Below are 12554 nucleotides of genomic sequence, written 5' to 3'. Positions count from 1 at the left end.
AGCGGCGCCGCCGCCGGGCTGAGGGCACGCCGCTCAGTCCGGCAGCACGGGAAGCAGCTCCGGGAGGTGTCCGTCGGACGCGGTAGCCGCCGCCACCCGTTCCTGCGGCACCTCCCCGTACAGCGTCGTACGCGGCTTCGCCGGCCGGCCCGCGAGTTCCGCGATCGCGACGAGATCCTGGATCGACCGGTACGAGCCGTAACTCGACCCGGCCATACGGGAGATGGTCTCCTCCATCAGCGTGCCGCCCAGGTCGTTGGCGCCCGAGCGCAGCATCTGGGCCGCACCCTCCGTGCCGAGCTTCACCCAGCTGGTCTGGATGTTGGTGATGTGCGGGTGGAGCAGCAGCCGGGCCATGGCGGTGACGGCCCGGTTGTCCCGGTCGGTGGGGCCGGGGCGGGCGATGCCCGCCAGGTAGACGGGGGCGTTGGTGTGGATGAAGGGGAGGGTGACGAACTCCGTGAAGCCGCCCGTCTCCTGCTGGAGGCGGGCAAGGGTCCTGAGGTGGCCCAGCCAGTGGCGGGGCTGGTCGACATGGCCGTACATCATCGTCGACGACGATCGCAGGCCCACCTCGTGGGCGGTCCTGATGACCTCCAGCCAGGTCGCCGTGGGCAGCTTGCCCTTGGTGAGGACCCAGCGGACCTCGTCGTCCAGGATCTCGGCCGCCGTGCCGGGGATCGAGCCGAGCCCGGCCTCCTTCGCGGCGATCAGCCAGTCGCGGATGGACATGCCGGTGCGGGTCGCCCCGTTGACGACCTCCATCGGCGAGAAGGCGTGTACATGCATGCCGGGGACGCGTTCCTTCACCGCCCGCGCGATGTCGAAGTACGCGGTGCCGGGCAGGTCCGGGTGGATACCGCCCTGCATGCAGACCTCGACCGCGCCGACGTCCCACGCCTGCGCGGCCCGTTCGGCGACCTGGTCCAGGGAGAGGGTGTACGCGTCGGCGTCGGTGCGCCGCTGGGCGAAGGCGCAGAAACGGCAGCCGGTGTAGCAGACGTTGGTGAAGTTGATGTTCCTGGTGACGATGTACGTGACGTCGTCACCGACCACGTCACGGCGCAGGGTGTCCGCGATCCGGCACAGCTCGTCCAGCGCCGGGCCGTCCGCGTGGAGCAGGGCGAGGGCCTGGTCGTCGGTGAGCTTCGTCGGGTCGTCTGCGGCCTGGCCGAGCGCGGCCTTCACATCCGTGTCGATCCTGGACGGGACCATGCCGGGGGCGGCGGCCTCGCGCAGCGCCTCCCAGTCCCCGTACACCTCGTCGAAGTCCTCGCGGCGGTCGCCGGTGCGGCCCTGGGTGTCGATGGTGCGGTGCAGGTCGGTGCGGCCGGTGGCGCCGAACTCCTCGTCGGGCTCCTGCCAGGGCAGGCCGGAGGGAAGCGCTCCTTCGCGGGCCAGACCCGTCTCCGGGTCGGCGAGGGCGCGGACGTGCGGGAGGAGGCGGGGGTCGAGCCAGGGCTCGCCGCGCCGGATGAACTCCGGGTAGATGGTGAGGCGTTCGCGGAGCGTGAAGCCCGACTCGGCGGTCCTGGCGGCCAGTTCGTCGATGTGGGGCCAGGGCCGTTCGGGGTTCACGTGGTCGGGCGTGAGCGGGGAGACGCCGCCCCAGTCGTCGATGCCCGCCCCGATGAGCAGCGCGTACTCGGCGTCGACGAGGTTCGGCGGCGCCTGGATGCGGGCGGACGGGCCGAGGATGTGCCGGGCGACGGCGATGGCCGCGGCCAGTTCCTCCAGTTCGGCGTCCGGCATGCCGCGCATCGCCGTGTCCGGCTTGGCGCGGAAGTTCTGGACGATGACTTCCTGGATGCCGTGGTAGGCGCGGGCGGTCTTGCGGAGCTCGAAGAGGGAGTCGGCGCGCTCCTCGTACGATTCGCCGATCCCGATCAGGATGCCGGTGGTGAACGGGACGTTGGAGCGGCCCGCGTCTTCGAGGACGCGCAGGCGTACGGCCGGTTCCTTGTCCGGGGAGCCGTGGTGCGGGCCGCCCGGCTCGGACCACAGCCGGGTGGCGGTCGTCTCCAGCATCATGCCCATGGAGGGGGCGACGGGCTTGAGCCGCTGGAGGTCGGTCCAGGTCAGCACGCCCGGGTTGAGGTGCGGGAGGAGGCCGGTCTCCTCCAGGACCCGGATCGCCATGGCGCGTACGTACGCGAGGGTGTCGTCGTACCCCTCGGCCTCCAGCCACTCCCGCGCCTCGGGCCAGCGGTCCTCGGGCCGGTCGCCGAGCGTGAACAGCGCTTCCTTGCAGCCCATGGCCGCACCCTTGCGGGCGATGTCCAGCACCTCGTCGGGCGACAGGAACATCCCGTGGCCCTCGCGCCGGAGCTTGCCCGGGACGGTCACAAAGGTGCAGTAGTGGCACTTGTCGCGGCAGAGCCGGGTCAGCGGGATGAAGACCTTGCGGGAGTACGTGATGACACCCGGCCGGCCGGCGGCTTCGAGACCGGCGTCGCGCACCCGGGCGGCCGAGGCGGCGAGATCCGTCAGATCGTCACCCCGCGCCTGGAGCAGAACGGCGGCCTCGGTCACATCGAGTGCGACACCGTCGCGGGCCCGCCTGAGGGCGCGCCGCATGGCATTGGTGGTCGGACGTCCGCGCTGAGGATCGGTCATGGAGCGAGCATACGAGCGAGGCGCGCGCCCCGGACCAGGGACTCCGTGTGGATGTGAGGACCATGGGCCCGGCCCCGGCCCCAGGTCGCAAGCCCGCCCGTGATCCTGTCCCCTCGGTGAGTGGCCCGCCGGGGTGCCCGAGTGGTGGCGTGAGGGCATGTCCGTCAGCCTGGAAGAAGTGGGCAGGGAACCGCCCTGCCCAGACATGGACAGGGAGGTCGTCATGTTCAGGAGGCTGATGCGCAAGGCCCTCGGCCCGCGCCTGTACGGCGCCTACCACAGTTACACGTACTGAGGGGAGTCCCTGGCCGCCGTGCACGTCGTGTGGCACCGGGCGGCGGCGGGAGTGGACGGGCCCACCGCTGGGCCCGGCCCACTCCCGTCATGAGGTGTCGGCAGCGGCCCGCATCGTCGACGGCCGGGTTCGATGGCCGGGTTGGTGAGGTGCAGGATGGGACAGGCTCTTCAGCCACCGCGGCTGCCTGGCGTCAGTGCTGCCGCCTACCGGCGTGACCGTCTGGGCACCGCCCTGCGAGGCGCTCGCGAGTGCGGAGACGTGTGGCAGTTGCGGAAAGGCGTCTACGTGGCGGCGTCCGCGGACGCCTGTGAAGCGGTGCTGCGGCGCACGACGTACGAGTACGGCACCTTCCCGGGAACCTTCCCCCCGTCGACACGGCCGGACGGCTCGGCACCGCCGGCCCAGGAGTCGGCGCACGGCCATGCCGCCCGCATGCGGGCACTGCGGCCCCGTGCGGTCGCCGACCGGATCGGTGTCATCGCACCTGGCGCCGCGGCATTCGCCGCCGGCTGGCCATCCGGCCAGGAGATCGATCTGCTGCCCTACGCGAAGGCGGCGCTGGCCGGCATCGGCAGCCGCTATCTGTTCTGCGACGACGCGGAGGAGATGCTGGCCGCGGGCGGCGGGCTCGGCCCGGCGCGGGACGCCATCGTCCACGGCCTGCCATGGCCGCCGTGGGTGCCTACGCCCGCCCGGCGAGCCCTGCGGCGCAACCAGACACGGTTCTGCCAACAGCTGCTGGGCGTGATGGAGCGGCGCCGAAGGGAAGGGCGGCTGGGTGATGACCTGCTGGGGCAGATGCTGCGGCCGTCCTCGCAGTACGGCGTGCTGGCCGACGGGGCCGTCCTCGACGGCCTGACCGGGCTCATGGTCGCCGTGAGTGAGGTACCCACTCGGGCAGTCGGCTGGCTTCTGCTCGCGCTGGCGCAACACCCTCAGGCAGCCGATCGCGTCGCCGCGGAGGCGGCGGCTCTCCCCCGGGACCCGCACGCGGTCACCGGCGAACATCTCGCCGGCCTCCGCTTCACCGAAGCCCTGGTCCGCGAAGTCCTGCGGCTGCACCCGCCCAACTGGCTACTGGGCCGGCACGCCGTGCACCACACCGAACTGGCCGGTTACCCGGTCCCCGCCGGCACCACCGTCCTGGTCTGCCCCTACACCGCCCACCGCGACCCCCGCGAACATCCCGACCCCGAGGAGTTCCGGCCCGAACGCTGGCTCACCGCCAGTGGCACCCCGGCCACGAGTGTGTTTCTGCCCTTCGGCACCGGGCCGCGCTCTTGCGAAGGCTCGGCGATGGCCATGGCCGAACTGACCCTCATCGCCGCGGAGACCGCCCGCCTCCACCACCTGCACGAACCACCGGGCCCCGGCCCGCACTACGCACTGCACACCCATAGCGGCCTCACCCCCGTGGGCCTGCGCCTGCGCGCAACGCCCCGCAGGCGATGACATGAGGAGGCGGAATCCCAACTAGCGGAAACGGAGGTCACTTGCGAGGCGTCGGCCATTCCTGAGCGTCCGCCCATGCGGCGTACGAGGTCCAGGGGACGGTGGGGAACTGTGCCCGCAGTGCCTCCAGGTCCACCTGGTAGCCAATGCCCTCCAGGAAGCTGTACATGGCGAACATGTCGGGGTTGGCGGTGCGCAGGTCCTCCAGCGGCGTCTGCCGGAACGCGACCGTGCCTCCCGCGGCCCGGCCGATCTCCTCGGCCATCCGGACCGGCGTGGGGTCGTCGCCCGCCACCTCGATCCGCTGCCCGGTCCAGCGGTCCGGATCGGCCACGACGGCGGCCACGACCCGGCCGAGATCCTGCCGCGCCACCTGCTGGAGGGGCGTGTCACCGGGAAGCGGCATGGTCAGGACACCGGCGGCGACCTCGTCCAGCGCGCCCAGCGCGTTGTCGTAGAAGTAGGTCGGTGCCACCACCGTCGCCGGAAGTCCGGAGTCGGCAAGCAATTCCTCGATCCTGGCCTTGGTCTCGAAGTGCGGGACGCCGGTACCGCGGTCCGCGCTGGCGACGGAGGCCAGCACCAGATGCGGCAGCGCGGCCTCCTCCGCGGCCCGTACGATCGCCGCGCCCTGCGCCACCTCCGCGTCCAGACCGTCCTGGAACGGCGTGGTGACGGCGAATGCGGCCGTCGTGCCCCGAAACGCGTCGGCGAGGGAGGCCGCGTCGAAGAGGTTCCCGGCGACGACGTCCGCCCCGGCCGACGCCAGCGCCCTGGCCCGCCCGCTGCCGGGATCACGCACCACGGCGCGCACGGCACGCCCCGCCTCCAGCAGGGCGGCGACCACGGCGCCGCCCTGGCCGCCGGTCGCTCCGAGTACCGCGATGGACATGGGACCTCCGTGATCAAGGGACATGTGTCCATGCTGAACAGCGGAGGCCAGACCTGCCACCGGGAGGATCCCGGGCGGTGGGCGTCGGCCGCGTGGCCTTGAGGTCGCACGCGGTCGGCGGTGCTGACGTCTTGGGAACAACAGCGGTTGGCAATGCCGTCGGTACTGTTCGTCCGAGTCACGGCTCCACTTGGTGCGGGACAGCCCTTAGCTGCTCGGCGGCGTCCAGGCCTGCCGGCGGTGGCACGGAAAAGAATCGAAGAAACGTCGTCGCCGAATGTCGAAGGCCCGGTTCCCGCTCCGACCGAGGGGTGACAGCGCGCCAACGGGGCGCGCGGAACCGGGAGGACACCCGAGATGAAGTACATCGCGATGATCTACGGCAACCAGGAGAAGTGGGACTCCTTCCCGGCCGAGGCGTGGCCGGATGCCATCGCCAAGCAGGAGGCGTTCAACAGGAAGTACCGCGAGAGCGGGGAGCTTCTGGGGGCCTACGGCCTGGCGGATGCTGTCAACGCCAAGCTGGTGCGCCGCAAGGACGGAGCTCCGGCAGTCACCGACGGGCCGTATCTCGAGACCAAGGAGTACATCGCCAGCTTCTACCTGCTCGACTGTGAGAGTCAGGAGCGGGCGCAGCAGATCGCGGCGGACATGCCGTTCGCCGACGTGGAGCCGGTCGAGCTGTGGCCTGTCCTGCACGAGTCCGTGGCGGACATGTGAGCATGGATCGTCGCGCCGAGGATCTGCTGCGCGAACTGGCGCCGCAGATCCTCGGCGCGCTGGTCCGCCGGTACGGGGTCTTCGACGCGTGCGAGGACGCCGTCCAGGAGGCACTGCTCGCGGCCGCCCTCCAGTGGCCCGTCGAGGGAACGCCGGACAATCCCCGGGGATGGCTGGTCACCGTCGCATCCCGCAAGCTGGTGGACCACGTGCGCAGCGAGCAGGCGCGACGGCGCCGAGAGGACCGGATCGCCCTGGCGACCCCGCAGGCAGAGCTGCTGAGCCACGCCGCCGACGCCGAACCGGACGCGGACCGGGATGACTCCCTCGCGCTGCTCTTCCTGTGCTGCCACCCTGCGCTGTCCCCGTCGAGCCGCATCGCGCTGACCCTGCGCGCGGTCGGTGGCCTGACCACCGCTCAGATCGCGGCAGCGTTCCTGGTTCCCGAGTCCACCATGGCCCAGCGCATCAGCCGGGCCAAGCAAACCATCAAGACCTCCGGCATACCGCTGCGCATGCCGGACGCGGCGGACCGCGCCGAACGGCTGCAGGCAGTGCTGCACGTGCTGTATCTGATCTTCAACGAGGGCTACGCCACAACGGACGGCAACGACCTGACCTCGCCGGTGCTGTCCGCCGAGTCGATCCGCCTCACCCGTCGGCTGCGTCGCCTGTTGCCCGACGACGGTGAAGTGGCCGGGGTGCTCGCCCTGATGCTGCTCACCGACGCACGTCGGCCGGCACGCACCGGGCCCGGCGGAGCCCTGGTGCCGCTGGCCGAGCAGGATCGCAGCCGGTGGGACCGAGAGCTCATCGCCGAGGGGATCGCCCTGCTCACCGAGACCCTGCCCCGAGGACAGGTCGGCCCGTACCAGCTCCAGGCGGCTATCGCCGCTGTCCATGACGAGGCCGAGAACGTGGAAGCCACGGATTGGCCGCAGATCCTCGCGCTGTACGGGCTCCTGGAGCAGCTCGCGCCGAATCCGATGGTCACCCTGAACCGCGCGGTAGCCGTCGCCATGGTGCACGGGGCGGCCGCCGGACTGGAACTGCTCGCCGCCCTGGAGTGCGACAAGCGGATGGCACGCCACCACCGTCTGCTCGCCACCCGTGCCCATCTCCTGGAACTGCTCGGCGACCACACCGCGGCCGCGGACGGCTACCGCGACGCCGCCCGACACGCCACCAGCGCAACGGAACGACGCCATCTCACCGCCCGCGCCACGCGCCTCACCTCAGCGGACTGATCACGCCCGTGGATCGGCCGCCCTTTCCCGTGCTCGCCACTCGCGCTGGCTTTGTTCACTTCCAGCGGCTCTGGCTCAACTTCTGTGATGTGGCCACCCTGTGTGACGACGCAGGGAGAGATGGGGCCGACCGGATTCGAACCGGCGTCCTCCCACATGCCGTGAGGGCGCGACGACCTCTGCGCTACGAGCCCCATCCCGCCGGCGATCATACGAGCCGCCCGCACTCCGCCGCTCAGCGTGACGGCGTCGTTTGAGGCGGCTCCGTGCAGATGCGCAGCAGCGGTGCGTCCTGTGCACGTCCCTGCCGGTGGGGCCGAGGGCGGTGATCGCCATACGGAAGTGCTTGGCCCATTCAGGCGCGCTGCGGGTGCGCCGTGTGATGTGACCGGGCGGCCGGAGGACAATGAGCCTCATGTCTCATACCACGCCGGATGGCGGCGGTCCGTCTCCGATTGGCCGGGAGGAGACCCCTGAGGAGCGTGCTGACCGCAACCTGGTTGAGCTCCTCCAGGAACTGCGGGTCGTGCAGACCGGTGTGCAGATCGTCTTCGCTTTTCTCCTCGGCGTGGCCTTCACCAGCCAATTTCCGCTCCTCGATACCTTCGAGCGCACCACGTATGTGGTGACGTTGCTGCTCACGGTGGTTTCCTCGGCAGTGCTCGCGACTCCGGTGGCACTGCACCGTGGCCTGTTCCACCGGGGGGCCAAGGTCCGGATTGTCGCTCTGTCCGCGCGGCTCGCCGAAATCGGTCTGGTCTTCCTCGCCCTTGCACTCAACGGCGCAGTTCTCCTGCTCATGGATGTCGTCCTCGGCCGCACCGCTGCTGTCGCGATCACTGCAGCCACCCTCGTCATGTTCACCGGCCTGTGGTTCGTCCTCCCGAGGGCGCTACGCCGCCCAACCTCGTGACCCGCTCGCCGGGATCCCGACGACGTGGTGTCGGCCGACCGCCGAAAAATGCAGGGTCAAGCTGAACAGGTGCACGCCCATCCACGCAGAGAGACCTTGCACCTCACTGGCCACGCCCACCGAGCAGTGCAGGCTCCAACAGGAGCGGGCAGTCAATGCTGACTGGCAAGCAACTCGGCCCAGACCGTCTTGCCCACGACCCGGTCGGTAACCCCCCAGGACGTGGCCAGCGCCTCGACCAGGTGCAGGCCGTACCCTGACTCCGCACCGGCCCGGAGGAGGCGCGGCTCCGGCCCTCGCTCACCCCGCGCGTCCGACACCTCGATACGGAGAGTGTCCGCCAGGTTGAGCAGCCTCAGCTCGAAGTCCCGCCCCTTCACATGCCCGTGCAGCACTGCATTCGCCGCCAGCTCGGCCACGACCAGGGCGGCGTTGTCGGAGAGCTCGCTCCCGTACGGCACGCCCCACTCGTCGAGTTGATGCACAGCGAGCCGACGGGCGAGCCGCGCCCCGCGGCGGGTGGCGCTGAACCGTTGGACGAACTCGGCGCCCACAAGGGTGATTTCGACGTTCATGTGACTCAGCGTGTCCGGTTCCTCGTACGCTGACCAGGAATGACACCACGACGCCGAGTAGCCGTACGGGCACGCCCGGTCGGCTGTACGGGGCGTCGGCCGTGACCGGGCGGACAGAGAGCGGTGCGGGACAGATGGCGAACGCGGAACGCGAAGAAAGGCCGGAACGGCCGGCCGAATCGGATGGAACGGCGCACCTGTTCAGGGCGCTGGGCAGACAGATCAAGGTGCTGCGCGAACGCGCGGGCCTGAGCCAGAAGGACCTGGGCCTCGCGGCCCACTGCGGGGAAGACCTGATCTCGGCGATGGAACGGGGCGTGCGGACGCCGCAGCCGGAGTTCCTGATCCGCGTGGACCCGCTCCTCAACGCGGGCGGGGTGCTGTGTGCCGCCGTCGACGAGGTACGGGAGGCACTGACGCGTGCACGTACGCGGCATCCGGACTGGTTCCGCAACTATGCGCGAGTGGAGGCGGATGCGCTTGCTCTGCACATCTACAGCACGCAGGCCGTGCCGGGCCTGTTGCAGACCGAGGACTATGCGCGTGCAGTCTTCACACAGCGACGCCCCTTGCTGGACGAGCAGACGATCGAGAAGCGGGTAGCGGACCGCATGGACCGCCAGCAGATCTTCGACCGTTGGCCCGCCCCAACGTTCAGCTACGTGCTGGAGCAGGTCGTATTGGAACGCCCGATCGGTGGGCGGACCGTTCACAGACAGCAGCTGAAGAGGCTCTTGGATGTCGGCCGCATGCGAACCGTGGAACTTCAGGTCATGACCACGGACCGGGAGGAACACCCGAGCCTGGATGCGGCTTTCACACTCCTCACCCCCAAAGGTCGCCAGGAAGCGGCGTACACAGAGACGTACGGCCATGCGCGGCTGATTACTGACCCGGAGGAGGTCCGCGTGTTCAGCGAGCGCTATGGGATCATCCGCTCGCGGGCTCTCACGCCCACGGAGTCCCTGACGCTGATCGAGAAGATGCTGGGAGAGGTATGAATACCGAGCAACTCCACTGGTTCAAGAGCAGCTACAGCAGCGGCGAGGGCGGCGCCTGCATCGAGGTCGCCTACGACTGGCGCAAGTCCACTTACAGCAGCGGCGAGGGCGGCGAGTGCGTCGAGGTCGCGTCCTGCCCCACCACCATCCACATCCGCGACTCGAAAAACATCCACGGCCCCCACCTCGACGTCGCCCCCGCCACCTGGTCCGCGTTCGTCACGTACGCGCGGCAGGGCTGAGCCACCCGCCCGGTACCGGGTCGCGACAGCCGCGACCCGGTCCGCCGCGACCCGGCAGAGCGTGACGTAAAAAGCTTTCAAGAATCGGGGAGAAGAACCTTCCCAACCCGACCCACCCCTCCCTGACCTCAGGTAGAGGCGCGTCACCCGCACGAGTGAGATTGTCCAACTGAGCTGGATTTCCGCCCGGTTGGCGGGCATATGCTCGCCGCGACAACCGCCGACATGCGTCGGCCCCCGGCCGGGAGTGGCGTCCCGATCGAGGGCCTGACCACCGAGGAAGTAAGGGCTTCCCGATGGATACCCAGAAGATTAGCGTGCCCTCGCCCACCTCGTCTCCCGTACGCGGGGACGCCACACCGTCATCCGGTGTCGTGCACATCAATTTCCGGCACACCAGCCGCTTCACCGTCATCGGCAACCATCTCGCCCAGCACCGCGAACTTTCCCTTCTCGCGATCGGCCTCGCCACCCACATCCAGTCGCTGCCCGCCGGAGCCAAGATCGGCATCAAGACCCTCGCCGAACGCTTCCCGGAGAGCGAGGCCCGCATCGCCGCAGCGTTACGCGAACTGGAAGCCCACGGCTACCTGCGGCGCACCCGGGAACGCCTCCCCGACGGCCGCGTCATCACCCGCACCTGCTCGTACAACCAGCCGGGCGACTCCACCCCGCACAAGCATCCGGCAGCAAGGCCACAGCCCCGGCCGAGGCCGCGCCGCCCCGCTCGCGAGGCTCCCGCACCCGAGCAGTCGCCCGTACCCGCCCCCGCACCGTCACCCACCGCACCCACCACGCCCAAGCCCCAGCCCACACCCACGCCCCACCCCGCACCACAGCCCGCCTCGGCCCGAGCTCAGCACCCACCACTCCCCGCGCCCCACACCCCCAGCCCCGAACTGCTCCGCACCGCTGTCGAACTCCTCGCCGGTCTGCGCCGGGACACCCCGCAACTGGTCCTCTCCGAGCGCGACGTCGACCACCTCGGCCCCGCCGTCGCCGCCTGGCTCGAACGTGAGGCCGCCCCCGAGACCGTCCGCCGCACGCTTACCGCCGACCTCCCCGAGCACCTCACGCACCCTGCGGGATTCCTCCGGCACCGCCTCACCGCGCTCCTTCCGCCCCCGCTCCCGCTCGCGCCGCCCCGCACTCCCGTACACCGGGTGACGCCCTTCCAGAACTGCGACGGCTGCGACCGCGCCTTCCGCTCACCCACGCCCGGCCACTGCCGTGACTGCCGCACCGGCGCGCTGCACCCGCCGTCGCGCGCAACGGTTCAGGGCTGCTCCGGGTAACTGTCGACACTCTTGATGGGGATCTGACTACTGATCAACTCGACTTCCGCGCACGTAAGGCACGTCAAGCTGATCGCTACTCTGTTCTCCCCCTGCCATGAGGCGGGGAGAACAGGGGTGGGACATGCGCAGAAGAATCGCTGTGGCCTCCGTGGTGGCGGCAGTGGCCACCGGGATCGCGGTGGCGCCGGCCGCTCACGCGGAGGGACGGGGTGACATCCGGGTCACCAAGACCGTCGTGAACGGTGGCAGCAATGTGATCGTCGGGGTCAAGAACGTCAAGCGGTTCCCGATCACCATGACGATCAAGGACAACTCGGGGGTGAAGGGGGTCTCCCATGTGTCCGCGTTCAACACGACCAATGGTCATGGGCCGGTGGACTACCTCGGCACAACGTGCAAGAAGGTCAGCACGACGACGTCCGTGTGCACCGCGACGATGGAGTTCGACCCGTCGTGGATCGACTCGTACGGACGTGGCAACGAGGGCTGGGACGCCAATGCGATCGCGGGGAACTGGCAGGTCAACGCGACGGTCAACGCGAATGACCGCGACTACTGGATCTCCGACGACATCGCCTCGTTCAAGGTGAAGCGCGCCGCGACCCTGACCACGGACGCCACGCCCGAGCCGGTCAGGAAGGGGGGCACGCTGACCGTCACCGGAAAGCTGTCGCGGGCCAACTGGACGGACCTCAAGTACCACGCGTTCACCAAGCAGGTGGTGAAGCTGCAGTACAAGAAGCCCGGCGGCTCCTACAGCACCGTGAAGACGGCGACCACGGACAGCAAGGGCCACCTCCGCGCGACAGTGAAGGCCACTGCTTCGGGCAGCTGGCGCTGGGCGTTCCTCGGTACGACCACGACGATGAAGGTCGTCTCCACCGGCGACGCCGTAACGGTGAAGTGACCTCGTGACCTCGCGGCGGGCCGGAAACGGCCCGCCGACAGGTGCACCTGCGCGGCCACGGCGCGCCAGGCCTCCCGGACGAGCGGGACGCCCCGAGCCGCCCGCGCCCGCCCTGCAGCGCCAGCCTGAGCATCGCGCAACCGCGCGAGGAGCATCGGTGTGGGGGTGCCGTCCTCGGCGTCTCGTGAGGGCGCCGTGGCGGAGCCGGTGCGGGGTCGCCGACGCGCCCGGCTACCACCAGGTCACCACGGATCGCCTCGCGTCCGAAGCCGGAGGAACCTGGAGCCGATACGCGTCCGACCGGTGCTGGTGCACCCGGACATGCCCGACGCCTTGCAGGCGTACCCGGGTCTGCCGGTCGTCGGGGGTGGAGTCCCAGCGGCACCCGTCCCC

The 12554-nt window shown here is 70.1% G+C and carries 12 protein-coding genes, 1 tRNA gene and 1 pseudogene; 9 read left to right on the top strand and 5 right to left on the bottom strand.

All coding sequences use genetic code 11. From position 1 onward, the window contains the following. Window positions 1–33 precede the first annotated feature (33 nt). Window positions 34–2616 (bottom strand): bifunctional FO biosynthesis protein CofGH, encoded by a 2583-nt coding sequence (locus ACH4EW_RS30710; protein ID WP_398262544.1) that lies wholly within the window; start codon window positions 2614–2616, stop codon window positions 34–36. A 157-nt stretch (window positions 2617–2773) separates the two neighbouring features. Here ACH4EW_RS30710 and ACH4EW_RS30705 point away from each other — a divergent pair, with 157 nt between their 5' ends. Further along, entirely contained in the window at window positions 2774–2911 is a 138-nt protein-coding gene (locus tag ACH4EW_RS30705; protein WP_398262542.1) for a hypothetical protein, read from the top strand. A gap of 156 nt (window positions 2912–3067) precedes the next feature. Continuing rightward, complete coding sequence (locus ACH4EW_RS30700) at window positions 3068–4366, top strand: cytochrome P450 (protein WP_398262540.1); 1299 nt, start codon at window positions 3068–3070, stop codon at window positions 4364–4366. A gap of 37 nt (window positions 4367–4403) precedes the next feature. Here ACH4EW_RS30700 and ACH4EW_RS30695 read toward each other — a convergent pair whose 3' ends face one another. Then, the gene (locus ACH4EW_RS30695; protein WP_398262538.1) at window positions 4404–5258 is read right to left on the bottom strand and encodes an NmrA/HSCARG family protein; all 855 of its coding nucleotides are present in this window, start codon (window positions 5256–5258) and stop codon (window positions 4404–4406) included. Window positions 5259–5615: 357 nt separating this feature from the next. On the opposite strand from ACH4EW_RS30695, the gene ACH4EW_RS30690 reads away from it, so the two are divergent. After that, a complete protein-coding gene (locus tag ACH4EW_RS30690) occupies window positions 5616–5978 on the top strand; it encodes a YciI family protein (RefSeq protein WP_398262536.1) in 363 nt (120 codons plus the stop codon). A 2-nt stretch (window positions 5979–5980) separates the two neighbouring features. Continuing rightward, window positions 5981–7225 (top strand): RNA polymerase sigma factor, encoded by a 1245-nt coding sequence (locus tag ACH4EW_RS30685; RefSeq protein WP_398262534.1) that lies wholly within the window; start codon window positions 5981–5983, stop codon window positions 7223–7225. 121 nt (window positions 7226–7346) lie between these two features. Here the strand turns inward: ACH4EW_RS30685 and ACH4EW_RS30680 are convergent. After that, window positions 7347–7420, bottom strand: a tRNA-Ala gene (locus ACH4EW_RS30680). Between the two features lie 220 nt (window positions 7421–7640). On the opposite strand from ACH4EW_RS30680, the gene ACH4EW_RS30675 reads away from it, so the two are divergent. Then, window positions 7641–8138: a DUF6328 family protein gene (locus tag ACH4EW_RS30675; RefSeq protein ID WP_398262532.1), complete on the top strand. Its 498-nt coding sequence runs from the start codon at window positions 7641–7643 to the stop codon at window positions 8136–8138. Between the two features lie 152 nt (window positions 8139–8290). Here ACH4EW_RS30675 and ACH4EW_RS30670 read toward each other — a convergent pair whose 3' ends face one another. Next, a complete protein-coding gene (locus ACH4EW_RS30670) occupies window positions 8291–8713 on the bottom strand; it encodes an ATP-binding protein (RefSeq protein WP_398262530.1) in 423 nt (140 codons plus the stop codon). Window positions 8714–8847: 134 nt separating this feature from the next. Here ACH4EW_RS30670 and ACH4EW_RS30665 point away from each other — a divergent pair, with 134 nt between their 5' ends. The 4 genes from ACH4EW_RS30665 to ACH4EW_RS30650 all read left to right on the top strand — a co-directional run bounded on the left by ACH4EW_RS30665 (window position 8848) and on the right by ACH4EW_RS30650 (window position 12161). After that, window positions 8848–9714, top strand: coding sequence for a Scr1 family TA system antitoxin-like transcriptional regulator (locus tag ACH4EW_RS30665; RefSeq protein ID WP_398262528.1), 867 nt, complete (start codon window positions 8848–8850; stop codon window positions 9712–9714). Further along, entirely contained in the window at window positions 9711–9956 is a 246-nt protein-coding gene (locus tag ACH4EW_RS30660; protein ID WP_398262526.1) for a DUF397 domain-containing protein, read from the top strand. Before ACH4EW_RS30665 ends, ACH4EW_RS30660 begins: the two co-directional genes overlap by 4 nt. 296 nt (window positions 9957–10252) lie before the next feature. Continuing rightward, entirely contained in the window at window positions 10253–11251 is a 999-nt protein-coding gene (locus tag ACH4EW_RS30655; protein WP_398262524.1) for a helix-turn-helix domain-containing protein, read from the top strand. 124 nt (window positions 11252–11375) lie between these two features. Next, window positions 11376–12161 (top strand): hypothetical protein, encoded by a 786-nt coding sequence (locus ACH4EW_RS30650; RefSeq protein WP_398262522.1) that lies wholly within the window; start codon window positions 11376–11378, stop codon window positions 12159–12161. Window positions 12162–12461: 300 nt separating this feature from the next. Here the strand turns inward: ACH4EW_RS30650 and ACH4EW_RS30645 are convergent. Further along, a pseudogene (locus ACH4EW_RS30645) lies at window positions 12462–12554 on the bottom strand (RNA-guided endonuclease TnpB family protein); the annotation flags it as partial.

Origin of the sequence: Streptomyces sp. NPDC018000 (genome assembly GCF_044328025.1) — a bacterium.
Lineage (GTDB): Bacteria > Actinomycetota > Actinomycetes > Streptomycetales > Streptomycetaceae > Streptomyces.
The sequence above is the reverse complement of the archived record's forward strand: the minus strand, read 5'-3'. Positions and strand labels throughout refer to the sequence as shown.